Origin of the sequence: Hydrogenophaga sp., assembly GCF_965657535.1 — a bacterium.
In the GTDB taxonomy this organism is placed as follows: Bacteria; Pseudomonadota; Gammaproteobacteria; order Burkholderiales; family Burkholderiaceae_C; genus Hydrogenophaga.
In genome coordinates this window covers 1-23,122 of record NZ_CBFHOP010000004.1, presented here as the reverse complement: position 1 = coordinate 23,122, position 23,122 = coordinate 1, and the positions used below count along the sequence as shown (strand labels likewise).

The window sequence follows — 23,122 nt, the reverse complement described above, 5'->3', positions numbered from 1 at the left end:
TCCTTCAGAAAGAGAAATCTTTGAAGACATCGGGCATGTCGGCCTTCATCGCTTCGGCCTCCTGCGCAGCATAGGCCTGCGCATCCCAAAGCTCGAAATAGGCACCCATACCCAGCAAAATGGCGTCTTTGTTGATACCCGCAGCAGCACGCAACTCCGGCGAAACCAGCACGCGACCCGAACCGTCCATTTCGACGTCCATCGCGTTGCCCAGAAAAATGCGCTTCCACCACTGCGCCTGCATCGGCAAGGCAGCGATGCGGTCACGAAATTTCTCCCACTCGTTGCGGGGGAACACCATGAGGCAACCGTGTGGGTGCTTGGTGATGGTCAGCTGGCTGGCAGCGGTGGCGCTCAAGACGTCACGGTGCCTGGTCGGCACCGAGAGCCGACCTTTGACATCAAGACTGAGAGAAGAAGCACCCTGAAACACCGCAGCAGATCCTAAAAAAACACTTTTCACCACTTAATTGCACTTATTTCCACTTTATCAGGAAAAGGCGACAGCGCAACCTGTTGGCGACATATTTTTTCAATGAAATCAACCACTTAGCAAACATTTTGAAGCAATCGAAAGCTTAAAAATACAGCAAAAGCAAGCACTTACAACATGCACTGCATGTGATGCTTGAAAACCCTGTTACACATGGGGTTGGGGCAGCGTGGATGCGCCCTGTGGAAGCTGTGTGGTGCAGCCAACGGCAGGACCGTTGACGCAGAAGCTTGCTTTGCAGCCGGTGCGCTTGTGCCTCGCAAGCTGCTGGTGCGGTGGTTCGCGCTATCTGTTTCAGAGAGCGCAAACCACCGCACAGACCAAAACACTCACATCACAAGATGTAGCGCGACAGGTCTTCGTTGCGGCTGAGGGCCGCCAGGCGACCGTCCACGTAGGGCGCGTCGATCGTGATCGTCTGGCCCTGCAGGCGCGTCGCGTCAAAACTGACCTCGTCCAGCAAATGCTCCATCACCGTGGCCAGGCGGCGTGCGCCAATGTTTTCGGTGCGTTCATTCACGTCGCAGGCAATCTGGGCCAGCTGCCGAATGCCCTCGGGCGTGAAATGCAGCGTGACGCCCTCGGTGGCCAGCAGCGCCTGGTATTGGCGCACCAAGGAGGCGTGGGTCTGCGTCAGAATCGCTTCAAAGTCGTCCACCGCCAGCGACTGCAGCTCCACACGAATCGGAAAGCGGCCCTGCAACTCAGGGATCAGATCGCTCGGCTTGGCCAGGTGAAACGCGCCGCTGGCGATGAACAGGATGTGATCGGTCTTGATCATGCCGTACTTGGTGGTTACCGTGGTGCCCTCCACCAGCGGCAACAGGTCGCGCTGCACACCCTGGCGCGACACCTCGGCGCTGCCCGAATCGCTGCGCGAGGTGACCTTGTCGATCTCGTCGATGAAGACGATGCCGTTTTGCTCGGCATTTTGCAACGCACGGGTCTTGATCTCTTCTTCGTTGACCAACTTCCCGGCTTCTTCCTCGATCAGAAAAGGCAAGGCCTCACCTATTTTGAGTTTGCGCTTGCGGCGCTTGTCCTGCCCCATCTGGCTGAACATGCCGCGCAACTGCTCGGCCATCTCTTCCATGCCGGCCGGGCCCATGATTTCCATGGCAGGGCGCGCTTCAATCAAATCAATCTCGATCTCACGATCGTTCAGCTCGCCTTCGCGCAGTTTCTTGCGAAACGCCTGGCGGGCGGTGCTCTCGGGCGTGGGTGCCAAGGCCGGCTCGCTGCCTGCAGTGCGCGGCGGTGGAATCAAAATATCCAGAATGCGCTCTTCGGCCGCGTCTTCCGCGCGCACGCGCTGCTTGCGCAGCTCCACCTCGCGGGTTTGCTTGATCGCGATATCGGCGAGGTCCCGGATGATGGAGTCCACGTCCTTGCCGACATACCCAACCTCGGTGAATTTGGTGGCTTCGACCTTGATGAAAGGCGCATCGGCCAGCTTGGCCAAGCGGCGTGCAATTTCCGTCTTGCCCACACCGGTGGGGCCGATCATCAAGATATTTTTGGGGGTGATTTCAGGCCGCAACTTCTCGTCCACCTGCTGGCGGCGCCAGCGGTTACGCAGCGCAATGGCCACAGCACGCTTGGCACCGGTTTGGCCAATGATGAAACGGTCGAGTTCGGAGACGATTTCCTGGGGGGTCATGGAAGACATGCGCGTCAATCGTTAAGCATTGAAGTTTGCCGGCAGCGAGGCGCCGCGCCGCGTTGAACACGCAGCAACGGACACCTGAAAACGTCAGAGCACTTCAATGGTGTGGTTCATGTTGGTGTAGATGCAGATCTCGCCCGCAATCTGGAGCGACTGGCGCACCACGTCTTCGGCGCTCAGTGTGGTGTGCTGCGTCAAGGCCCGTGCCGCCGCCTGCGCGTAGGCGCCGCCAGACCCGATAGCCACCACACCATGCTCGGGCTCCAGCACATCGCCGTTACCGGTGATGATCAAGGCGGCGCTGTGGTCGGCCACGGCGAGCATGGCTTCCAGGCGGCGCAGCACGCGGTCGGTGCGCCAGTCGCGGGTCAGCTCAATGGCCGCCCGCACCAAGTGCCCCTGGTGCTTTTCCAGCTTGGCCTCGAAGCGCTCAAACAGCGTGAAAGCATCGGCAGTGGCACCGGCAAACCCAGCCAGCACCTTGTCGTGGTGCAGCTTGCGCACCTTGCGCGCCGTTCCCTTGACCACGATGTGGCCCAAGGTGACCTGGCCATCGCCGCCAATGGCGACCTGGACACCGTCGGGCGTCTCGCGGCGCACGCAAACGATGGTAGTTCCGTGAAATGATTCCATAAGAGCAGGTAAATGGAGGTGATCGGATGAATCTCAAGCTCGGCACAAGCCCAACCTGAGCGACTCGGTGCGAACCCAGAGCACCGAACAAGCGGCACTCCCAGACTGACAGGGCTTCCACGCCGATGGTGGCAATGCGGGCCGCAGTGTCCTGGTTCAGTCGTTGCGCAGCACCACTTTGGCGTATTCGGTGATGCCGATCACGTGGAAAAACGCAGATACCAGCCGGTGCGCATCCACAAACTGCACCATGCGCCCTTCGGCGTGGTAGGCCGACACCCAGTTCAGCAAGGTACCCGCAGCCGAAAAGTCCACACGAATCAGGTTGCGGCAGGAAATGATGAACACGTCAGCCCCCTTCAAACGGTGCGCCAGTGCGGCCAAGGTGTCTTGAGGGTCGCCACGGATTTCGCCCGAAAGCTCGACCAGTCCGAGGTGGCTGAACTCGGACGCTTGCCCATCCATGACCGAGTCGCCTGGATAAGTAGAAGGCACCTGTTCCAACACGACCTCACCCAGCCGCGATTGGTCGACTTCAGCCGAATAGTCGGTCGACACCGACTGGAAATGACAGCGGGGCCGCTCCCAGCCGGGGGGAGACACTTCGTAGGTGACGCAAAAATCGAGTGCGGTGAGTTCAAACTCGTCCGGCCGGTTCATGACGCGTAAAGCAGCCATGCGCAGCTCCCACCAGAGCTGCTCCACATCGCGCCGCCCCGAAGGTGTGAGCTTCTTGAGCAAGTCGCGCAACTCACTGGTGCCGCAGAAACGCAGCTCCACATCCTGGTCGCCCCACAGCGTAAAAATACCCAACAAGGCCCGGGCCGCCTTGACGTCGATCGACTCGACCGGCGACCAGTCCAAGGCCCACGGCTGGCTGGCGCGGAGCAACACGTTTTGAAGCGTCCCCACCGCGTGCGCGTCGACCACGGGCTCACACACCCAGACCGCACGGTTGGGCCCAGACGACGGTTTGAAGCTCTTGCCGCTCAGACTGGAAACCATCTCGGGCATGTCAGACCACTGCGGCGCCGATCGGTTGAAGCGGTTGACGAAGTCCACCGCGTAGCTCTCGAAGGGCGCCAGCTGCCCCGTGGCGCGGTACAGATCGAACAAGGCCAACCAGTCTTCTTGCTCATGGGTGCGGTTGCCCCCCTCGCCAATCGCTTCCAACAAACCCTGCTCGGCGCCCGTGTCGTCGCCATTGGCAAACCGGATGGCTGCCTCTTCCACTTCCGGATCTTGTGCCACTTCCTGCACATCAAGGGCAAAGAAATGGGAAGCCGAGAAAACCGAATGGGCGCTGTTGAGCTCAGCATGGGCTGTCGGCGCCATCAAACCGGTGCGGGCCCACGGCGATGCAGGCACCGTCGCCGTCTGGTCCATGGGTTCGATTTTCTTGGACACCGGCAAAGACGTTCGAACCGCCGATGGCGCAGCAACAGGTGCACTGGCGACCGTCTCATCAAAGGCCAGCGGACTTGCCTCCGTCTCTTTGTATTGCTGGACGCGCCGTTTTTCCTGTGGGTTTGGCTGGGTGCTGCGATCAGCCATTTCGGCCTTGCGGCTCAGCGGCGTACCGCCCGTCGAATGCGCGCCACTGCTCAGGCTGGAGCCGGTCACCAACGAGTCTGGGCCCTTGGTCTTCCACCATTGCATCGACATCTGGGCTTCGATCTCGTCAATCTTCTTGAGCGTCATGGCACGGTCGTCCGGCTTGGACGGCAGGCTGCTCTGGAAAAACGACGGCCGTACGCCATGCCCCTCTTCGCCGGAAGCTTCCCGGCTGCGTACTTTTCGCAACAAATCGAATTCGCGCTTGCGCACAAAATCGTTGCGCCGCTTGCGCTCGATCATTTCCTTGAGCGCTGCCTTGCTGTACTCGCTCTCACGGTCGGCCGCACGCGCGTCCAGGTCCGACCAGCTGGTGGTCGGATGGCGCACGAACTTCACCACCTTGGACAGGAAGCCGCCGTTGGATTCGTCCTTGGACATGGAGCGTCAGAGCTGGGTAGAAGCGTGAACGGAAGGTTGAATCTCAATCGCCAAACATTTTTTGCTTGAGCTCGCGGCGCTGCTGGGCTTCGAGCGACAGGCTTGCCGTGGGTCGCGCCATCAGACGGCCCACGCCAATGGCTTCGCCGGTTTCTTCGCAGTAACCATAGTCGCCGGCATCGATGCGGGCAATGGCCTGCTCGATCTTCTTCAGCAGCTTGCGCTCGCGGTCGCGGGTGCGCAGCTCCAGGGCGTGCTCTTCTTCAATGGTCGCGCGGTCGGCCGGGTCGGGCACCACCACGGTGTCTTCGCGCAGGTGTTCTGTGGTTTCGCCGGCATTGGCCAGCATATCGGCCTTGAGCTGCGAGAGCTTGCGGCGGAAGTAAGCCAGTTGCAAATCGCTCATGTACTCGCTGTCGGGCATCGCCTGCACGTCTTGGTCGTTGAGCTGCTCGATCGACAGGGTCTTCCAGTTGTTGGCCCGCGTGGGATCTTTCTGGATGGAGGATGGCACGGGAGGGGTCATTACGGCACGTTCGTTCATGGTGGAAAAAGTCGCCTTGGCGGCATCGGGAGCGTGGGTGGGAACCACCGCCGCCTGCGTCATCTGCTCCATCATCACCTTTTTGGCGGCACGCTTGCCAAGTGGCCTTGGTGTGGGCTCAACAATGACCGGCGCAGGCGCGGAGCGGGCTGCTTTGGCAGATGGCTTGGGTGTGGTTTTGATCACTGGCTTTTCAGCCACCTGCGCTACGGCTTTCACCGGTTTGGCAACAGCAGGCTTGGCTGCAGCGGGCTTGGCAGGCAGTTGGGCTGCCACTTTGGCCGCGGTCTTGGCCGCAGGTTTCACGGCAGATTTGGCCACGGTTTTTTTATCAGGTTTGACCGGCGAGGCCGCTGGAGTAGCGGTGCGGCTGGAGGGTTGGGTTGGAGTGGACTTGACAGCCGCCGACAATTTTTTGGCTGCGGTGGCGGACTGTGCAGATTTGACTGCCGGCTGGGTCGCGGCTTTGGCCGGCGTTTTCGCGGCTGGCTTGCTGCCAGCAGAGACCTTGGCTGGCGCGGCGGCCGAGCGCTCTTGGGCCCCCACTTCAGCGGATTTGCCGGGTTTTGCGGTCTTGGTGGCCGGGGCTTTCACAACGGGTCTCCTCTCAGTACCTGACGATGCGGGGTCTTGGGGCCGGTCGATGCGACGAACCGGGGTCCGCTGCGCCTCACGTTGAGCCGGTGAAATCGGCTTATTGGTTGTTATACCCCCGTTGCGGTCAGGCCCCAGAGGGCTACCGCCTGCTCGGTGAGCGGCGGGTCTGGTGGAGCCTTGGGCGACCGACTTGGGCCGCGATTGTAACGAGGGTACGGCCGAAGGCTGCGAAATCGTGCCCGACAGAAAGCCAAGGCGTTGGAGAAGGGAGACAAAGAGCACGATCAGACCTTGTTGATGGAGCCGTCATGCCACGCGGTCTTCAGACCAGCGACTGGTCCAGGCCCTGGACCAGGATGTCGCGCGGCAGGTCGATGCCGATGAACACCATTTTGCTCACGCGGGTCTCGCCTTCGCCCCATGGTGGCCCAAGGTCGCTGCCCATGAGTTGGTGCACGCCCTGGAAAATAACCTTGCGGTCGGTGCCTTCCATGTCCAGCACGCCTTTGTAACGCAGCATGCGCGGACCGTAAACCTGAACGATGGCGCCCAGAAAGTCTTCCAGCTTGGCGGGGTTGAACGGCCGGGTGGCCCGGTAGACGAAGCTTTTTACGTCATCGTCGTGGTGGTGGTGGTGACCGTGACCTTCATGACCGTGCTGGTGCGACGGGTGGTTGCAGTGCTCACCGTGTTCGTGGTCGTGGTCTTCGTGCGCATGGTCGTGCGCGTGACCGTGGTCATCGGCCTTCAGAAAGTCGGGGTCGATATCGAGCTTGGCGTTCAGGTTGAAGCCGCGCAAATCAAACACTTCTTTCAACGACACCTCGCCAAAATGCACCGGGCGCATGGGCGCGCGCGGGTTCATGTGCTTTAGGCGGTGCGTCAGCGCTTCGAGCTCGCCCGCGTCCACCAGATCGGCCTTGCTGATGAAAATTTGGTCAGCAAAGCCCACCTGGCGCCGGGCTTCCTGGCGCTCGTTGAGTTGGCTGGCTGCATGTTTGGCGTCCACCAGCGTCAGGATCGAGTCCAGCAGATACTGCTCGGCCACCTCGTCGTCCATAAAGAAGGTCTGCGCCACCGGGCCGGGGTCGGCCAGGCCGGTGGTCTCGATCACCACGCGCTCGAAATCCAACTCGCCTTTGCGCTTTTTTTCGGCCAGGTCTTGCAGCGTGGCGCGCAAGTCGTCGCGAATGGTGCAGCAGATGCAGCCGTTGCTCATCTGGATGATGTTTTCGGTGGTGTCGGCCACCAGGATCTCGTTGTCGATGTTTTCTTCACCGAACTCGTTTTCAATCACCGCAATTTTCTGGCCGTGGGCCTCGCTCAGCACGCGCTTGAGCAGCGTGGTTTTCCCCGAACCCAGGAAGCCGGTGAGAATGGTGGCGGGAATCAGGGACATGGTGATCGGTGCTCGTTCAACAGGGTGACGGGAAGGCAACAGCCGGGGAGTGTATTCGACCCACCCGCCGTCTGCCTGCGGTGGATCAAATCAGCGGCTTTTCATGACGACCAGGCCCTTCAGGTACTCGCCTTCAGGGAAGTTCACCGTCATGGGGTGGTCGCAAGCACCGCCCAGGCGCTGCAGGATGGCGCCGTCCACACCGGCGTCCAGCCCAGCCGAAGCCACGATTTTGTGAAACAGCTCCACGCCAATGCCCCCTGAGCAGGAAAACGTGAACAGCACGCCACCCGGGTTGAGCAGTTTGAAAGCCAGGCGGTTGATGTCTTTGTAGGCCCGGGCGGCACGCTCGGCGTGCGCGGCGGTGGGGGCGAGCTTGGGCGGGTCGAGCACGATGGCGTCGAACTGGCGCCCCTCGCTAATGAACTGACGCAACGAGGCGTTGACGTCGGCATCCAGAAAGGTGACGCGCGAGGCGCCAAACCCATTGAGTGCCACGTTGGCTGCTGCCTGCTGCAGCGCGGGGCCCGACGAGTCGATCGACGTAACGTGCCCGGCACCGCCGGCCAGGGCCGCCACGGTGAAGCCGCCGGTGTAGCTGAAGCAGTTGAGCACCTGGGCAAAACCCAGCCGCTTGGCGTAGTCGTGACATACCTGGCGGCTGTCGCGCTGGTCCAGGTAGTAGCCGGTTTTGTGGCCGTGGGCAATGTCCAGCCCCAGGCTCCAGCCGTGTTCTTTCAGCGTCAGCGCGGTGTCGCCACTGCCGCGCAGCCAACCGGTGGCTTCGGCCAGGCCTTCGAGCTTGCGCGAACTGGTGTCTGAGCGCTCATACAGGCGGGGGCAGCCGCTGAGTGCGATCAGCGCGTCGGCGAGCTCGTTCTTCCAGCGCTCCACGCCGCAGGCGGTGAACTGAGCCACCAGGGTGTCGCCGTATCGGTCGACGATCAGGCCGGGCAGGCCATCTGACTCGCCATGCACCAGCCGCACGCCGTCGCTGTCGATGCCCAAACGGATGCGCAGTGCGAGGGCTCGGGCCAGCAGGGTACGCAAAAAGGCGGCGTCGATGCGCTGCGTTTCGTCAAAGCTCCAGACCCGCACGCGGATGCGCGAAGTCGGGGAGTAAGCGCCCCAGGCCAGAAACTGCCCTTCATGGCTCTCCACGCGCACGGTTTCGCCCGCATCTGCCCCACCTTTGGCAATGGCGCCGTCGAACACCCAGGGGTGGCGGCGCAGCAAGGAACGGTCTTTGCCGGGCTTGAGTCGTATGGTTTTCATGACCGGTATTGTCGGGCTTGAGCGGCGCGCAAAAAAACAAAAGGCCGAGCAATGCCCGGCCTGTTGGGTTGACGCGAAGAACGCTCAGGGACGCAGGTAAACGAAACCTTCACGGGCCTGCAATTTGGCCACTTCGTGCACACCAGCAGGCACCACCGACGCCTCCATCACCAGCTTGCTGGCGTCGATCTTGCGCGAGACCAAGGTGTTGTTGCAAACGCGGAACTCAACGCCTTTGTTGGCCAAGTCGGCGATGGCACCGGCAAACGGCTGCTCCATCTGGTTGGTGGCGCCCTGCAGCAAAAAGTCGATGCCCAGACCATGGGTCACGACCACGATTTTGGCCTTGGGGTCAGCAGCCAAGTGGTTGCGGATGTTGTTGAGACCGCGTGAGGCCTGAGGAATGCCTTCGCTCATGTGGTAGACGACCTTGATGGCTTCGTCAGCGGCCTGGGCTTGCACCGAAGTGGCCATGACGGCGGCAAACACAAGGGCCTTGAAGGTAGCGAGAATTTTGAACATGGATGTCTCCGGGTGATTGAGAAAATTTAGAAGCGATTGCTTATGGACGGATTGATTGTCAGACAAGCACCCTGAAATGCTACAGGGATTACCCGAAATGTACCGATCCCTGACTCCACGCCCCAGCGGCAAGCGGGGTTGCTCAGCGGCGCCGGGTGGACGGCTTGGCAGGCTCGGCTGTGGCGGGCACAACAGGCGGTGTGCCACGTGCCAACGCTCGCGGGTGGGCAGCGTCGTACACCTGCGCCAGGTGTTGAAAGTCCAGGCGGGTGTAGACCTGCGTGGTGCTGATGCTGGCGTGGCCCAGCAGCTCTTGCACGGCGCGCAGGTCGCCACTGGACTGCAGCACGTGGCTGGCAAACGAGTGGCGCAGCATGTGGGGGTGCACCGGCGTGACCAGGCCAGCCAGCAGCGAACGGCGTTTCAGGCGCACCCGGATGTGCTGTGGCGTGAGACGCTGGCCGCGCGCGCTGATGAACAGCGCCGGGTCAGCCTGCGGCCATGCGTGCCGAACCGCGAGCCAGGCGGCCAGCGCGGCCAGCGCGGCCCGGCCTACTGGCACGCTGCGGCGCTTGGCGCCCTTGCCCAGCACATGGGCCTCGCCGGCTTCCGCGTCGATCCAGCCGCGTGCCTGGGCGCTGGCCACCACGTCCAGTCCCACCAGCTCGCCAATGCGCAGGCCGCAGCCGTACAGCAGCTCGGTGATGCAGTGGTCGCGGGCCTCCAGCATCGGGTCGTCGGCTTCGTGTGTGTAAGAAGCCAGCTGCACCGACTCGTCCACGCCCAGCGCTTTGGGCAGCGGCTTGCCGGCCTTGGGTGCCCGCACGTCTTGCACCGGGTTGTGGTCCATCAGGCCCTGGCGGCCCAGCCACACATACAGGCCACGCCAACCCGACAAAATGAGTGCAATGCCACGGGCGCTGCGTCCGCCGCTGTGCATGTGTGCCACCCAGCGGCGGATGTGCGGGTTGTACACCGAACGCAAGGGCAGCCCGGCCTCGGTGGCGTAGGCCACGAGTTTTTCCAGGTCCAGGGTGTAGAGCGCCACGGTGCGCTCGGCCAGCCGCTTTTCCACCCGCACGTGGGTCAGATAGGCCTGCACCAGGGCTGCGTCGGGTGCCGTTTGCAACGAAGTCGCCGTGTCGGTCATGGTCGAACGGCGCTCAGGCTCAGACCACCGATGCGGGCACCAGAGGGCGCAGGCGGGACATGGCCGCGCTGGTGAGTTCGCCAATGCGCTCCAGGAAATCGGTGCCCATGTCGGACGCAAAACGCTGGGCGTCACCCGAGGCCAGCACCAGCAGGCCAAACGCCTGGGGCGCGGCACCCGCACGCAGCGGGATCAGGGCCAGCGAAGCTGCCGTGCTGGGGTCGTCCAGCCAGCGGGCCGCTTCCAGGCCCGGGTTGGTGCCGCAATAGGGCCGGGTGAGTGAAGAGGCAAACGCCATCACGTCGTCGCTGGCGCCTTGGGCAAAAGGCTCGCCCGCGTGCTCGGGCGACACGCCCCAAACCTTGATGGCCACTTGGGGCACCAGAAACTGGGCGGCAATTTCCCGCGCCGCCACCGCAGGCAACTCGCGGGCCTCACGGGCGCGCAAGAGCTCGCGGGTCCAGCGTTGCAGCTTGTCGGCAATGGCGGTGTTTTCCTGCCCGTGGCGAATCATGTCAGCGGCCTTGAGTTCGAGCCCGCGAATTTTTTCGCGCAACATGCCGGCCTGGCGTTCCTGCAGGCTCACCGCCCGCTGGCCGTGCGGGCTGGTCAGCTGCACCGCCGCCAGCAAACTGGCGTGGCGCTCGAAGAAGTCGGGCGTATTGGCCAGGTAATTGGCAATGTCGTCTTCGGTGATCGGGGAAATAGGTTCGTGGTTCATGTGCGGTGTGTTGGGGTTAGGGCAGGTCGGGCACGTCGATCTCGCCCTCAAAAACGGTGGTGGCCGGGCCAGTCATCAACACCGCGCCATCGTGCGCCGGGCTGTCGTGCCATTCAATGGTGAGCACGCCGCCGTGGGTGTGCACGTCAACGCGGGCGTCCAGCAGCCCCAGCCGAATACCCGCCACCACGGCCGCGCAGGCGCCGGTGCCGCAGGCCAGGGTTTCACCCGCGCCGCGCTCGTACACCCGCAGGCGCACCTGGCTGCGGTTCACGATTTGCAGAAAGCCGGCGTTCACGCGACGCGGAAAGCGCTCGTGCCGTTCAATCAGCGGGCCCTGCAACAGCACCGGTGCGGTGTCCACGTTGTCCACCAGCAGCACGGCGTGCGGATTGCCCATGGACAGTACCGACACCAGCGCTTCGCCACCACCAGGCAGCGCCAGCGGCCAGCGGTCAAAGCCCGCCAGGGGCTGTGCCGTCAGCCCTTGGCCGTTGAAGGGCACCCGGTCCAGGTCAAACACCGGCGCACCCATGTCCACGGTCACGCGGCCATCGGGGTTCATGCGCAGCTCCAGCTCGCCGTGCTGCACCTTGACCCGCAGCGGGTTCTGCGTGCTCAGCGCTTTTTCGTGCACGTAGCGCACGAAGCAGCGCGCACCGTTGCCGCAGTGCTCCACCTCGCCGCCATCAGCGTTGTGGATCACGTATTCAAAGTCGAGCCCTGGCGCTGGCGAGGGCCGCACGCTCAGGATCTGGTCGGCGCCCACGCCAAAGTGCCGGTCGGCCAGCCAGCGGTACTGGGCCGTGCTCAGGCCCAGGCGGCCACGGGTCTCGTCGAGCACGACGAAGTCGTTGCCCGCGCCCTGCATCTTGGTGAATCGGATGTGCATGGCCGGATTATCGCCCTGCCACCACGAAACGCCGCTGGCTCTGCCAGCTGGCAGAACGGGGACAGAAGAGGCATCGGCGCATCCTTCACAATGGGCGCATGGTCAGACCTACCCAGCTCCTACACACGCCCCGCACGCCTGCTGCGCTGCGGCCCGCCGCCACCGTGCTGCTGCTGCGCGACAGCAACGACCCGGCCCAGCCCGGCATTGAAGTGCTCATGACGCGCCGATCCATGACGGCGAGCTTTGCGCCCGGTGCCTACGTGTTCCCGGGCGGTGGCATCGACGCCGCCGACGCGCTGGCGCACGGCCAGTCCACCCGCCGCGCCACACAGAGCGACCTGCACCTGACGCAGGCCATTGCCGCCATACGCGAAAGCTTTGAAGAGCTGGGCGTTTTGCTGGCCCGCCGGCCTGACGGCTCGCACTTGGGCACGGCGGACATCGCCGCGCTCGACCGCAAAATGCCATTTGCCCAGCTGTGCGACGCCAACGCACTCACCCTGGACGGCGCTGAGGTGTTTGTGCTCGCCCACTGGATCACCGACCGCGACCTGCCACGCCGCTTCGACGTGCCCTTTCTGGTGGCCCGCATGCCCGAAGGCCAGGAGCCGGTGGCCGACGAATCAGAACAGTTTGAACCGCTGTGGGTGCGCCCGGCCGACGCGCTGGCGCGCCACGCGGCAGGCAGTTTTTTCATCATTTTCCCGACCATCCGCACGCTGGAGCGGCTGCAGACCTACCCCAGCGTGCAGGCCTTGCTGGGCGCCTGCGCCGTCAATGACGAGCCGCTGTTCACCAGCTGCCCACGTGCGGGCCTGCTGGGCGGCACCGAGTCGCGCCACATGGAACACGAAGCGCCCTTTGGCGAGCTGGCCCTGGTCAGCCCCGACGGCCAGATCGTGCACAGCCTGGACTGGCAGCACCAGCGCCCTGTGGCGCTGCTGAAGAACGTGCAGCGCCTCACCGCGCCCAACCCCGGGTTCATGACCGGCCCGGGCACCAACAGCTACGTGGTGGGCGACCCGGCCACGGGCCACACGGTGATCGACCCCGGGCCGGACGAGCCTGAACACCTCGAACGCCTGTGGCGCGCCGCGGGTGGCGACATTCGCGCCATCGTCTGCACCCATTCCCACCCGGACCACTCGCCCGGCGCGCCGCGCCTGCAAGCGCTGTGCACCGCCGCAGGCCACGAAAAACCGCCCATCCTGGGCCTGCCCAGCGCCATCACGGCGCGGGAACACAGCCGCTTCACCCCCGACCGTACCCTGGCAGACAACGAGCGCCTGGTGCTGCGAGCGCCCGACGGAACCTCGCACACCCTGCGGGTGGTCCACACACCCGGCCACGCCGCCAACCACCTCTGCCTGGTGCTGGAAGAAGACGGCCTGCTGTTCAGCGGCGACCACATCTTGAACGGCAGCACCACCGTGATTGATCCGCCCGACGGCAACATGGGCGCCTACCTCGACTCGCTGGACACCCTGGCCGCGCTGTGTGACACGCACCACATCGACTTCATCTTGCCGGCCCATGGTTATGTGCTGGGCGACCTGCGCCGCAGCGCCGACAACCCGTCTGCCCCCGCTGAGGGCGGCGCCAAAGCCGCCATCACCCACCTGAAAGCACACCGGCTGGCCCGCGAGGCCAAGGTGGGACGCGCCATGACCAGCCTGCCCCACGGCACGCTCGATGACTGGGTGAAACTGGCCTACGACGATGTGCCCGAACGCCTGTGGCCGGTGGCCAAGCGCTCCATGCTGGCCCATGTGGAGCGGCTGCAGAGCCTGGGCGGATTCAACCTCTGAACCCGCGCGAAACCGATGATGGCCAAGACACACCCCGAACGCCCGCGCTGGTGGCTGGGCTGGGGGCTGGCCCTGGCACTCATCGCCCCGGCCGCAGAAGCCAGCATGAACCTGGCACTCGACAGAGGTTGCCTGTCTTGCCATGGCACACCGCCGCGCGGCAACGCGCCCACCATCGCTCAGCTGGCCGCTGGCTACGCAAAATACCGGGGGCAAGATGACCAGATCCAGCGCTTGTCGAACCACCTGCGCGAACACCACCTTTTTGGCGGCGTGGCGGCGCATCAGCGTCTGAGCGCCGAAGACGCCGAATGTTTTGTACGTTGGCTGGTGGAAGGCGGGCACTGAACGCGCCGGCCGCATGGGTTTTGAAGAAAGTGTGAAGCGCGCCGATACGCCGGATTTTGTGCGTCTGGGTTGCCCCAAACGTGACCGTCATTCCTCTGGGCCGGGGGTCGCCCACCCGGCTCGGTGCTACCTACCCGCCAACACGCCTCGCGGAACCACGAGGATTCACGTCCCAGCGAACTGGGGCGCTTCAGGTTGGCCTATTTGGTATTGCTGCGCGTAGAGATTGCCCGTTTCACCCGAACTGAATCGGCTCGTCTCTGTTGCTCTGATCCTCACCTTAGGGCCACCCAGGTTGCCCTGGCTGGCTTGTCGGTGGAGAGGTGTTACCTCCTACGCTGTCCTGTGCAGTCCGGACGTTCCTCCAGTGCTCCCTTTCGGGCCCTCTTTCGAGGCTGCACCAGCGACGGCCTAGCGCGCTTCACCCCGCTATTATCGCTACCTGGCGGCGCCGGGCCGCAAACTGCTTGATAACCACAAGCCCAAGACACCATGATCCGAATCGCCGAACTCAAATTGCCGCTGGCCGACGTGCCGGCCGAACACCGCCGGGCCGCCGATGCACCCAGTGAAACCGACGAAGACCGCACACCGCCGCCGCACCCCATTGCAGCGCTGACCCGGCTCGCCGCCGCCGCGCTGGGCGTTGCGCCAGACGAGGTGGCCACGCTGCACGTGTTCAAGCGCAGCTTTGACGCCCGCAAGGCCGACTTGCTGGCGGTGTACATCGTGGACCTGACGCTGGCCAACGCTGCGCAAGAAACCGCCCTGCTGGCGCAGCACAGCGGCCACCCGCACATACAGGCCACACCCGACATGGCCTGGCACCCACCTGGCCACGCGCCGGCGCACTGGCCCGCCGACGAAGCGGACCGCCCGGTGGTGGTGGGCCTGGGCCCCTGCGGCCTGTTCACCGCGCTGGCGCTGGCGCAGATGGGGCTGAAACCCATCGTGCTGGAGCGCGGCAAACCGGTGCGCCAGCGCACCAAAGACACCTGGGGGCTGTGGCGCAAACACGTGTTGAACCCCGATAGCAATGTGCAATACGGCGAGGGCGGTGCCGGCCTGTTTTCCGACGGCAAGCTCTACAGCCAGATCAAAGACCCGCGTTTTCTGGGCCGCAAGGTCATGCACGAGTTTGTGGAAGCGGGTGCGCCGCCCGAAATTCTGTACATGGCGCACCCGCACATTGGCACCTTCAAGCTGGTGAAGGTGGTGGAAGCCATGCGCGAAAAAATCATTGCCCTGGGCGGTGAAATCCGCTTTCAGCGCCAGGTGTGCGGGCTTCAACTCGCTCCCGCTGACGCTGGGGGCCACCAGGTCACCGGCCTGCAGGTGCGACAGTTGGACACCGGCAACACCATGACGCTGCCCGCACGCCGTGTGGTGCTGGCGCTGGGTCACAGCTCGCGCGACACGTTTGCGCTGCTGCATGACGCCGGCGTGTTCCTGGAAGCCAAGCCGTTTTCGGTGGGCTTTCGTATCGAGCACCCGCAAAGCGTGATCGACCGTGCCCGGTGGGGCCGCCATGCCGGCCACCCGCTGCTGGGCGCGGCCGACTACAAGCTGGTACACCACGCCAAAAACGGGCGCGCGGTTTACAGCTTTTGCATGTGCCCCGGCGGCATGGTGGTGGCCGCCACCTCCGAGCCGGGCCGGGTGGTCACCAACGGCATGAGCCAGTATTCGCGCAACGAACGCAATGCCAACGCGGGCATGGTGGTGGGCATTGAGCCTGCCGACTTTCCTCAGACCTTCCCGCAAGACACCCCGCTGTGGACCGCGGCCTTTGGCGACACCGACGGAGCGCGCTACGCCAGCGAAGCCCAGGCATTGGCCGCGCAGGGCCAGACGCACCCGCTGGCCGGCATCGTGCTGCAGCGCGAGCTGGAAGCACGCGCCTACGCACTGGGTGGCGGCACCTACGAGGCTCCCGGCCAGCTGGTGGGCGATTTTGTGGCGCAACAGCCGTCCACAGCGCTGGGCACGGTGGAGCCGTCTTACCAGCCGGGTGTCAAGCTGGGCGACCTGGCCCCCGCCCTGCCCGCCTACGCCATTGAAGCCATGCGCGAAGCCATTCCGGTGTTTGGCCGCAAGATCAAGGGCTACGACATGAAGGATGCGGTGCTGACCGGGGTTGAAACACGCACCTCGGCGCCGCTGCGCATCACCCGCGGGCCCGACTTCCAGAGCCTGAACACGCGCGGCCTGTACCCAGCGGGCGAAGGCGCGGGTTACGCGGGCGGCATTTTGTCGGCCGGGGTGGACGGTCTGAAAGTGGCCGAGGCCCTGGCGCGCGATGCGCTGGGGCTGCCTGCCTGAGCGACGCCCCGATACCCAACTTTACAAACCGGCCATCAGCGCTTGACACAGCCCCGGCATGCTGGAGGCTCCTCATCTCAGGAGCTTTTTCCATGACAACCATGAACAAACCCGTGTTGCTTCCCGTGATGGCCGGCTTGCTGGCGCTGGCTTCAGTTGGTGCAGTCCATGCCCAAGACGAACAAGGCCGCGTGATCAGCAGTACCGCCGTGGTGCAACCCATAGCGGTGCCCCGCCAGGTGTGCCAGGAACAGGTGGTGACCGTGCCGGGCCAAAAGTCGGGCGCCGGCGCCATCGTGGGCGGTATTGCCGGCGGCGCCATGGGCAATGCCGTGGGCGACGGCAGCGGCCGGGCTCTGGCCACCATGATCGGCCTGATTGGTGGCGCCATGGTGGGTGACCGTATCGAAGGCGGCGGCCAGGCGCGCACCCAGACGGTGCAGCAATGCAGCACGCAAACCTTTTACGAAAACCGCACTGTGGCCTACAACGTGGTGTACGAATACGCCGGCCGCCAATACACCACCCAGATGCCGCAGGACCCTGGCCGCTTTGTGCGCCTGAGCGTGACGCCGGTGGACAACCTGCCCCCGCCGCCCCCTGCCCGCTACGCACCGCAGCCCCAGGTGCATTACCAGCCGGCCGCACCGGTGGTGAGCCGCGTGGTGGTGGGCACGCAGTTTTACCCCGCCTACTCGGTGGCGCCCCAAGTGGTTTATATCAACGGCTACCGGCAGGCGCCTGTGCAGCAGATGCATCCGCGTCACGACCGAAAAGACCGGTACGAGCGCCAGGAACACCGGCGCGACCGGCAGGAAGACCGCTGGGAGCGCAACTGGCGCTGAAGCCCGTTGAAACCCGTTGGCAAAAAAGAAGCGACCCTCGGGTCGCTTCTTTTTTGGGGAGTGCCGCAAGCAGCACAGCAATCAAGACTTCTGCAGTGCGGCAATGCGCTCTTCAATCGGCGGGTGGGTGCTGAACAGCTTGCCCAGCCCACCGGCAATGCCCAGCGCCTGCATGGTCTTGGGCAACTCACCGGGGGTGAGGCCACCCAGGCGGGCCAGCGCGTTGATCATGGGTTGCTTGCGGCCCATGAGGTTGGCAGCGCCCGCGTCGGCGCGGAATTCGCGCTGGCGGCTGAACCAGGCCACGATGATGGCGGCGACGAAGCCCAGCACGATGTCCATGACGATGGTGGTCACCATGTAGCCAATGCCGGGGCCGCTGCTCTGGCTGTCCCCCTTGCGCAGGAAGCTGTCCACGGCGTAGCCAATGACACGGCTCAGGAACACCACAAAGGTGTTCATCACGCCCTGAATGAGGGTCATGGTGACCATGTCGCCGTTGGCAATGTGGGCGACTTCGTGACCGATCACGGCCTCAACCTCTTCCTTGGTCATGTTTTGCAGCAGGCCGGTGGACACGGCCACCAGGGCCGAGTTTTTGAAGGCGCCGGTGGCAAATGCGTTGGGCGCGCCCTCAAAAATGGCCACTTCGGGCATGCCGATACCGGCCTTTTCAGCAAACTTCTGCACCGTCTGCACGATCCAGGCTTCGTCGGCAGTCTGCGGCTGGTTGATCAGCCGGGCACCCGTGCTGAACTTGGCCATGGGCTTGCTGATCAGCAGCGAAATGATGGCGCCACCAAAGCCGATGACCAAGGAGAAGCCGGCCAATGCCGTCATGTTCAGCCCGTTGGCTGTGAGAAAACGGTCCACGCCCAGAATGCGGGTGGTGACCAGCAACACCGCCATGACGGCGAAGTTGGTCAAGACAAACAACAGGATGCGTTTCATGAAATCTCCGAAGAAAGAAAAACTGACCGAATGATAGTGGGGATCAGGGCTGCTTTTTCAAGCGCGCACTGGCCAGTTTTATGACCCGCAAACCCCGCGTCGGTTCACACCTGAGGCAACAAAAAACGCCGCTCCCAGGCGCTCACCTCGGCCAGGTAGCTCTGGTGCTCCAGCCCTTTGACGGCCAGATAAGCCTGCACGAAGCGCGCACCCAGCAAACGGGGCGCATGCGCGCTGTGTGCCATCTGGTCGTGGGCGGTGGAAAACGTGGACGGCAAGCCGCGCGCCTGGTGGTAGCCGTTGCCCTGCACCGGTGCGGTGGGCTGCAGGCGTTCTTGCATGCCGGCGAGCCCGGAGGCCAGCGTGGCGGCCATGGCCAGGTAGGGGTTGGCGTCGGCGCCGGCCAGGCGGTTTTCCACCCGCCGCGCTGCGGGTGCACTCACGGGCACGCGCAAGCCCGCAGTTCGGTTGTCGTAGCCCCACTGCACGTTGGTGGGCGCCTGGCTGCCAGCCACATAGCGGCGGTAGCTGTTGACGGTGGGCGCATAGATCAGCATCAGGTCGGGCGTGTAAGCCTGCAAGCCTCCGATGTAGTGCAAAAACGCCTCGCTGGCCGAGCCGTCGGCCTGGCTGAACACATTGCGCCCCTGCGCGTCCACCACGCTCTGGTGCAAGTGCATGGAGCTGCCCGCCTCACCCGCCAAGGGTTTGGCCATGAAGACCGCGTTGAGCCCGTGCTGCAAGGCGATTTCACGCGCTGCGGTCTTGAACAAAAAAGCCTGGTCGGCAACGGCAACCGGGTCGCCGTGCAGCAGGTTGATCTCGTACTGGCTGGGGCCCACTTCGTGCAGCCAGGTGTCGGTGCGGATGCCCAGCGTGTCGATGGCGGCGTGAAACGCGTCCCAAAACGGTGCCAGCTCGTTCAGAGCGTTCATGCTGAAGGCCGACTGGCCAACCTCAGGCCGCCCACCGCGGCCCTGAGGGGCGGTCAGCGGCTGGGCCGGGTCGGTCATGGCGGCGGTCAGGTAAAACTCGATTTCGGGCGCCACCACCGGCTGCAGCCCAAGCGCCTGGTAGCGCGCCACCACCTGCTTCAGCACCGAGCGGGGCGCAAAGTCACACAGGCTGCCGTCCATTTCCACGCAGTCGTGCACCGCCACATAGCGCGCCACGCTGGCCCAAGGCGCGGGCTTCAGCGTGGCCAGGTCGGGCACCAGGCGCACATCGGGGTCGCTGTCGGGAAAAATCGGGTCGTAGCTGTATTCACCGGTCACACACTGCATGGGAATGGCCTGGCAGATACGCAGTTCGCTGCCCGCCGCGAAGCTGGCCGCCGGCATGAGCTTGCCGCGCGGGTAGCCCGTCACGTCGGCAAACAGGCACTCCACATCGCGCACGCCGCTGGCCTTGAAATGCGCAGCGAGCTGGGCGCTGTCGGCGCTTTGCGAGAGGTTCAGGTGGGCCCACGAGGGCGAAACGGGCAAATTCATGGTGTGTCCTGCGAAACAATCGGTGAGCGCCAGGGCCTTGGCGCAGCGGGGGTCAAGCCACCACGCGTTTGGGGCGAAACACCCCGGCGTCGGCATAGTAGGTGGGGTCTTCGTTGGCCGGGCACCAGCCCGGCACGCCCAGCACCGGCAACGGGGTGAAGGGCTTGGTGGCCAGCTCGGCAGCGCTCAGGCGCCCGGCCAGCCAGCCGTCCCAAGCCGCCAGGTCGTCGCCCAGCGCCAGCGGCACCGGCTCGCGCACCACGTGGGCGGTGATGGACTTGTAGGGCACCACCAGCTTTTCCAGCAAGGCGTGGCCAAACAGCACCAGCCGTGCCTGGGCCCAGAGCGGTCGAAGCTCCACAAAGAGGCGCGTCCAGTCGCGGGCCACCAACGCATCCCACAGGGCATCAGGGGCTTGCAGCAACGCGGCGTTTTCGTCAAACAGCGTCAAACCATCGCGCACCGGGCCCCGCACTTGGCCCACACCGGCAGCGGCAATTTCAGTCGCCTGCAACTGGTTCAGCCGCCGCTTGGTGAGGGGAAAGCGCATCCAGCACAAGCCGTTGAAAAAGTCGTGCAGGCCTTCGCGGGTGGGCACGGTACCGGTGTCGTAAATGTGGGCTTCGTAGGCCACGCCAGCGGGCAACTCGGCCTGGGGAATGAAGCGCGGGCCTTGCACGGCGCGGTGGGTCAGCGCCTGTGGCAGCGGCACACCGGCTTCGCAGGCCTGGCGCACGGCCGCACCGTCAGCGCAGAAGGGCGCGTACCAGGGCTGTGGCCAGTTTGGCGCAGGCCAGTCCGTCGCATCCACGCTGGGCGCGCCCATCCGGCGTCGGATCTCAGGCCACCAGCTTCCAGGGCAGCGCTTCGCCCGAACGCAGGGGCTTGAGCTCGGCTTCGCCGAAGGCAAAGCTTTCGGGTGGCGTCCAGCTTTCGCGCTTGAGGGTGATGGTGCCGGTGTTGCGCGGCAGGTTGTAGAACGCCGGACCGTGGAAGCTGGCGAAGGCTTCGAGCTTGTCCAGTGCGCCCACCGAGTCAAACGCTTCGGCGTACATCTCAATGGCGGCGTGGGCGGTGTAGCAACCGGCGCAGCCGCTGGCGTGCTCTTTCAGGTGGGCCGGGTGCGGGGCGCTGTCGGTGCCCAGAAAGAAGCGGTCGCTGCCGCTGGTGGCAGCGGCCAGCAGGGCCTGACGGTGGGTTTCGCGCTTCAAGACCGGCAGGCAGTAATAGTGCGGGCGAATGCCACCGGTGAAGATGGCGTTGCGGTTGTAGAGCAGGTGGTGGGCGGTGAGTGTGGCGGCGGTGAACGGCCCGGCTTCGCTCACATACTGCGCAGCTTCTTTCGTGGTGATGTGTTCAAACACCACTTTGAGTTCGGGGAAGTCGCGGCGCAGCGGGATCATCTGCTGGTCAATGAACACGGCTTCGCGGTCGAACAGATCGATGTCGGGGCTGGTGACTTCGCCATGCACCAGCAGCAACATGCCGGCGCGCTGCATGGCTTCCAGCGTTTTGTACGTTTTGCGAATGTCGGTCACGCCCGCATCGCTGTTGGTGGTGGCGCCGGCCGGGTACAGCTTGGCCGCCACCACGCCAGCGTCTTTGGCACGGGCCATTTCGTCGGCAGGCAGGTTGTCGGTCAGGTAGAGCGTCATGAGCGGCTCAAAGCTCACGCCCTCGGGCACGGCGGCGCGGATGCGCTCGGCGTAGGCCACGGCCTGGGCGGCGGTGGTCACCGGCGGGCGCAGGTTGGGCATGATGATGGCGCGGCCAAACTGGGCGGCGGTGTGCGGCACCACAGTGCGCAGGGCGTCGCCGTCGCGCACGTGCAGGTGCCAGTCGTCCGGGCGGGTGATGGTGATGTGGTTCAGGGGGGCCTTGGTGCTCATGGCGTTATTTTCGCTCAGCGCGTGGCGGGTGGTGCCGACGCGGCGTCCAGGTGGTTTTGCAGATCAGACCAGAATTTTTCCACCGGGCCTTTGGCTTTGCGGGCCGAAGGGCGCTCGCGGTAGATGCGGATGTCGAGCGTGGTTTCAAATGCGCCACCCGCAGGCACCAGCTTTTTGGCGCGCACGTCTTTGCGCACCGCGCTGGCCGGCAAAAACGCCACGCCGTGCCCTTCCAGGGCCATGGCCTTGAGGCCTTCGGCCATGTCGGTTTCGTAAATGCGGTCCAGGTGCAGGGGCTTGGCGCTTTGTTTGAGGATCTGGTCCACCGCACGGCCCAGGTAGGCGCCCGGGGCATAGGCCAGGTAAGGCAGCGGCTGGCCGACGGTACCTGGCAGCGCATACAGCGGCCCACCGTGTTCGTTGGGCTTCACGTAAGGCGACAGCTGCTCGCGGCCCAGCGGCAGCATTTCATAGCGTTCAGCGTCCAGCTGAATGGGCTGGGCCATGTGGTGGTAGGCGATGAGCAGATCACAACTGCCCTCCACCAGGCGCATCACGGCGTCGTGCACGTTGAGGGCGATCAACCGGCTTTTGATGGGGCCGCAGGCTTCGCGCAGCCCCGAGAGCCAAGACGGAAAAAACGTGAACGCCAGCGTGTGCGGCACGGCGAACTCGATCACGTCTTGCGCGGCTGCGGTGTGGGCGCGCAGCATGGCGCGGGTACTTTGCAGCGCTTGCAGCATTTCCAGCGACTGGTCGTACAGCGTCTGCCCGGCCGGGGTGAGGCGGGTGGGGTACGAAGACCGGTCCACCAGATCGGTGCCGGCCCAGGCTTCCAGCGACTGGATGCGGCGCGAGAACGCAGGCTGGGTGACATGGCGCAGCTGGGCCGAGCGGCTGAAACTGCGGGTTTCAGCCAGGCTGACGAAGTCTTCAAGCCATTTGGTTTCCATGGCCGCGGATTATGCGCGCGGGGGAAATTCGGCGTTTTTTGCCGCTTTGCGCCCACCGGCTTCCGGTACGATGGGGGCAACACTAGGGTTAACCCTAATTTCCAACCGCATGACCCAAAACCCTCCCCCCATTGGCCCGTCACGCATCGCCCACGCCGGGCTGCGCCAGAAAATCATGTCGGCCGAGGCGGCCGCCGCCCTCATCGAAAACGGCGACCACGTCGGCATGAGCGGCTTCACCGGCGCCGGTTACCCCAAAGCCATTCCGCTCGCGCTGGCGCGGCACATTCAGGCCCACCACGATGCGGGCCAGCCGTTTCGCATCGGCGTCTGGACCGGGGCCTCCACCGCACCCGAGCTCGACGGCGCGCTCGCCAAAGTGGGCGGCATGGACATGCGCCTGCCTTACCAGTCAGACCCGACCTGCCGCGCGCGCATCAACGACGGCGAGATGGCCTACATCGACATCCACCTCTCGCACGTGGCGCAGTATGTGTGGTTCGGCTTTCTCGGCAAATTGAACGTGGCGGTGATCGAGGTGGCGGGCATCCTATTGATGCGGCCCTGTGAAGTCTTAAGCTGCATAGCGGACGCGATGGTCCTGGAAGTAGCTCATGACGCGCTCG

At 64.4% G+C, this 23,122-nt stretch carries 20 protein-coding genes, 1 other RNA gene and 1 pseudogene; 5 read left to right on the top strand and 17 right to left on the bottom strand.

Annotated elements, in window-relative coordinates; all coding sequences use genetic code 11:
- Positions 1-4: 4 nt before the first annotated feature.
- From mraZ to dapF, 11 genes are all read right to left on the bottom strand, one after another.
- A complete protein-coding gene (gene mraZ, locus ACTG4K_RS07710) occupies positions 5-433 on the bottom strand; it encodes a division/cell wall cluster transcriptional repressor MraZ (protein ID WP_439113617.1) in 429 nt (142 codons plus the stop codon).
- A 394-nt stretch (positions 434-827) separates the two neighbouring features.
- Positions 828-2,162, bottom strand: a complete 1,335-nt coding sequence (hslU, locus tag ACTG4K_RS07705; protein ID WP_439113616.1) for an ATP-dependent protease ATPase subunit HslU — start codon at positions 2,160-2,162, stop codon at positions 828-830.
- An 84-nt stretch (positions 2,163-2,246) separates the two neighbouring features.
- Complete coding sequence (hslV, locus tag ACTG4K_RS07700; RefSeq protein WP_439113615.1) at positions 2,247-2,792, bottom strand: ATP-dependent protease subunit HslV; 546 nt, start codon at positions 2,790-2,792, stop codon at positions 2,247-2,249.
- Positions 2,793-2,948: 156 nt separating this feature from the next.
- Positions 2,949-4,787, bottom strand: a complete 1,839-nt coding sequence (locus tag ACTG4K_RS07695; protein WP_439113614.1) for an STAS domain-containing protein — start codon at positions 4,785-4,787, stop codon at positions 2,949-2,951.
- Positions 4,788-4,830: 43 nt separating this feature from the next.
- Entirely contained in the window at positions 4,831-5,925 is a 1,095-nt protein-coding gene (gene dksA / locus ACTG4K_RS07690; protein ID WP_439113613.1) for an RNA polymerase-binding protein DksA, read from the bottom strand.
- Positions 5,926-6,250: 325 nt separating this feature from the next.
- The gene (locus ACTG4K_RS07685) at positions 6,251-7,327 is read right to left on the bottom strand and encodes a CobW family GTP-binding protein (protein ID WP_439113612.1); all 1,077 of its coding nucleotides are present in this window, start codon (positions 7,325-7,327) and stop codon (positions 6,251-6,253) included.
- Between the two features lie 90 nt (positions 7,328-7,417).
- Entirely contained in the window at positions 7,418-8,602 is a 1,185-nt protein-coding gene (locus ACTG4K_RS07680; RefSeq protein ID WP_439113611.1) for a class I SAM-dependent rRNA methyltransferase, read from the bottom strand.
- An 84-nt stretch (positions 8,603-8,686) separates the two neighbouring features.
- On the bottom strand, positions 8,687-9,076 hold the full coding sequence (locus ACTG4K_RS07675) for a DsrE family protein (protein ID WP_439114021.1): 390 nt from the start codon (positions 9,074-9,076) through the stop codon (positions 8,687-8,689).
- A gap of 190 nt (positions 9,077-9,266) precedes the next feature.
- Positions 9,267-10,274, bottom strand: coding sequence for a tyrosine recombinase XerC (locus ACTG4K_RS07670; protein WP_439113610.1), 1,008 nt, complete (start codon positions 10,272-10,274; stop codon positions 9,267-9,269).
- Between the two features lie 19 nt (positions 10,275-10,293).
- Positions 10,294-10,995, bottom strand: a complete 702-nt coding sequence (locus ACTG4K_RS07665; protein WP_439113609.1) for a DUF484 family protein — start codon at positions 10,993-10,995, stop codon at positions 10,294-10,296.
- A 16-nt stretch (positions 10,996-11,011) separates the two neighbouring features.
- Positions 11,012-11,887, bottom strand: a complete 876-nt coding sequence (dapF, locus tag ACTG4K_RS07660) for a diaminopimelate epimerase (protein ID WP_439113608.1) — start codon at positions 11,885-11,887, stop codon at positions 11,012-11,014.
- A gap of 98 nt (positions 11,888-11,985) precedes the next feature.
- Here dapF and ACTG4K_RS07655 point away from each other — a divergent pair, with 98 nt between their 5' ends.
- Complete coding sequence (locus ACTG4K_RS07655) at positions 11,986-13,698, top strand: MBL fold metallo-hydrolase (RefSeq protein WP_439113607.1); 1,713 nt, start codon at positions 11,986-11,988, stop codon at positions 13,696-13,698.
- 15 nt (positions 13,699-13,713) lie between these two features.
- Positions 13,714-14,046 (top strand): c-type cytochrome, encoded by a 333-nt coding sequence (locus ACTG4K_RS07650; protein WP_439113606.1) that lies wholly within the window; start codon positions 13,714-13,716, stop codon positions 14,044-14,046.
- 29 nt (positions 14,047-14,075) lie between these two features.
- Here the strand turns inward: ACTG4K_RS07650 and rnpB are convergent.
- Positions 14,076-14,469: RNase P RNA component class A (gene rnpB, locus ACTG4K_RS07645), an RNA gene on the bottom strand.
- Positions 14,470-14,538: 69 nt separating this feature from the next.
- On the opposite strand from rnpB, the gene ACTG4K_RS07640 reads away from it, so the two are divergent.
- Positions 14,539-16,368, top strand: coding sequence for an NAD(P)/FAD-dependent oxidoreductase (locus tag ACTG4K_RS07640; protein WP_439113605.1), 1,830 nt, complete (start codon positions 14,539-14,541; stop codon positions 16,366-16,368).
- A 92-nt stretch (positions 16,369-16,460) separates the two neighbouring features.
- Positions 16,461-17,213 (top strand): glycine zipper 2TM domain-containing protein, encoded by a 753-nt coding sequence (locus ACTG4K_RS07635; protein ID WP_439113604.1) that lies wholly within the window; start codon positions 16,461-16,463, stop codon positions 17,211-17,213.
- A gap of 81 nt (positions 17,214-17,294) precedes the next feature.
- Here ACTG4K_RS07635 and htpX read toward each other — a convergent pair whose 3' ends face one another.
- The 5 genes from htpX to ACTG4K_RS07610 form a co-directional block, all read right to left on the bottom strand.
- Entirely contained in the window at positions 17,295-18,164 is an 870-nt protein-coding gene (gene htpX / locus ACTG4K_RS07630; protein ID WP_439113603.1) for a protease HtpX, read from the bottom strand.
- A 104-nt stretch (positions 18,165-18,268) separates the two neighbouring features.
- Positions 18,269-19,654 carry a glutamine synthetase family protein gene (locus ACTG4K_RS07625; RefSeq protein ID WP_439113602.1) on the bottom strand — a complete coding sequence of 462 codons (1,386 nt, stop codon included), beginning with the start codon at positions 19,652-19,654 and terminating at the stop codon, positions 18,269-18,271.
- A gap of 52 nt (positions 19,655-19,706) precedes the next feature.
- Positions 19,707-20,480 (bottom strand): DUF3025 domain-containing protein, encoded by a 774-nt coding sequence (locus tag ACTG4K_RS07620; RefSeq protein WP_439113601.1) that lies wholly within the window; start codon positions 20,478-20,480, stop codon positions 19,707-19,709.
- Between the two features lie 13 nt (positions 20,481-20,493).
- On the bottom strand, positions 20,494-21,543 hold the full coding sequence (gene pyrC, locus ACTG4K_RS07615) for a dihydroorotase (RefSeq protein WP_439113600.1): 1,050 nt from the start codon (positions 21,541-21,543) through the stop codon (positions 20,494-20,496).
- A 14-nt stretch (positions 21,544-21,557) separates the two neighbouring features.
- The gene (locus ACTG4K_RS07610; RefSeq protein WP_439113599.1) at positions 21,558-22,496 is read right to left on the bottom strand and encodes a LysR substrate-binding domain-containing protein; all 939 of its coding nucleotides are present in this window, start codon (positions 22,494-22,496) and stop codon (positions 21,558-21,560) included.
- A 109-nt stretch (positions 22,497-22,605) separates the two neighbouring features.
- On the opposite strand from ACTG4K_RS07610, the pseudogene ACTG4K_RS07605 reads away from it, so the two are divergent.
- Positions 22,606-23,122 (top strand): annotated as a pseudogene (locus ACTG4K_RS07605) (hypothetical protein); the annotation flags it as partial.

Bases quoted from the DNA above. Each gene is read 5' to 3' on its own strand.
- hslV (WP_439113615.1), bottom strand. From the start codon at position 2,792: ATGGAATCATTTCACGGAACTACCATCGTTTGCGTGCGCCGCGAGACG.
- ACTG4K_RS07650 (WP_439113606.1), top strand. From the start codon at position 13,714: ATGATGGCCAAGACACACCCCGAACGCCCGCGCTGGTGGCTGGGCTGG.
- ACTG4K_RS07670 (WP_439113610.1), bottom strand. From the start codon at position 10,274: ATGACCGACACGGCGACTTCGTTGCAAACGGCACCCGACGCAGCCCTG.
- ACTG4K_RS07675 (WP_439114021.1), bottom strand. From the start codon at position 9,076: ATGGCCACTTCGGTGCAAGCCCAGGCCGCTGACGAAGCCATCAAGGTC.
- ACTG4K_RS07665 (WP_439113609.1), bottom strand. From the start codon at position 10,995: ATGAACCACGAACCTATTTCCCCGATCACCGAAGACGACATTGCCAAT.
- ACTG4K_RS07680 (WP_439113611.1), bottom strand. From the start codon at position 8,602: ATGAAAACCATACGACTCAAGCCCGGCAAAGACCGTTCCTTGCTGCGC.
- ACTG4K_RS07695 (WP_439113614.1), bottom strand. From the start codon at position 4,787: ATGTCCAAGGACGAATCCAACGGCGGCTTCCTGTCCAAGGTGGTGAAG.
- htpX (WP_439113603.1), bottom strand. From the start codon at position 18,164: ATGAAACGCATCCTGTTGTTTGTCTTGACCAACTTCGCCGTCATGGCG.
- hslU (WP_439113616.1), bottom strand. From the start codon at position 2,162: ATGTCTTCCATGACCCCCCAGGAAATCGTCTCCGAACTCGACCGTTTC.
- ACTG4K_RS07610 (WP_439113599.1), bottom strand. From the start codon at position 22,496: ATGGAAACCAAATGGCTTGAAGACTTCGTCAGCCTGGCTGAAACCCGC.
- ACTG4K_RS07655 (WP_439113607.1), top strand. From the start codon at position 11,986: ATGGTCAGACCTACCCAGCTCCTACACACGCCCCGCACGCCTGCTGCG.
- ACTG4K_RS07635 (WP_439113604.1), top strand. From the start codon at position 16,461: ATGACAACCATGAACAAACCCGTGTTGCTTCCCGTGATGGCCGGCTTG.
- pyrC (WP_439113600.1), bottom strand. From the start codon at position 21,543: ATGAGCACCAAGGCCCCCCTGAACCACATCACCATCACCCGCCCGGAC.
- dapF (WP_439113608.1), bottom strand. From the start codon at position 11,887: ATGCACATCCGATTCACCAAGATGCAGGGCGCGGGCAACGACTTCGTC.
- ACTG4K_RS07685 (WP_439113612.1), bottom strand. From the start codon at position 7,327: ATGTCCCTGATTCCCGCCACCATTCTCACCGGCTTCCTGGGTTCGGGG.
- ACTG4K_RS07640 (WP_439113605.1), top strand. From the start codon at position 14,539: ATGATCCGAATCGCCGAACTCAAATTGCCGCTGGCCGACGTGCCGGCC.
- ACTG4K_RS07620 (WP_439113601.1), bottom strand. From the start codon at position 20,480: ATGGGCGCGCCCAGCGTGGATGCGACGGACTGGCCTGCGCCAAACTGG.
- ACTG4K_RS07625 (WP_439113602.1), bottom strand. From the start codon at position 19,654: ATGAATTTGCCCGTTTCGCCCTCGTGGGCCCACCTGAACCTCTCGCAA.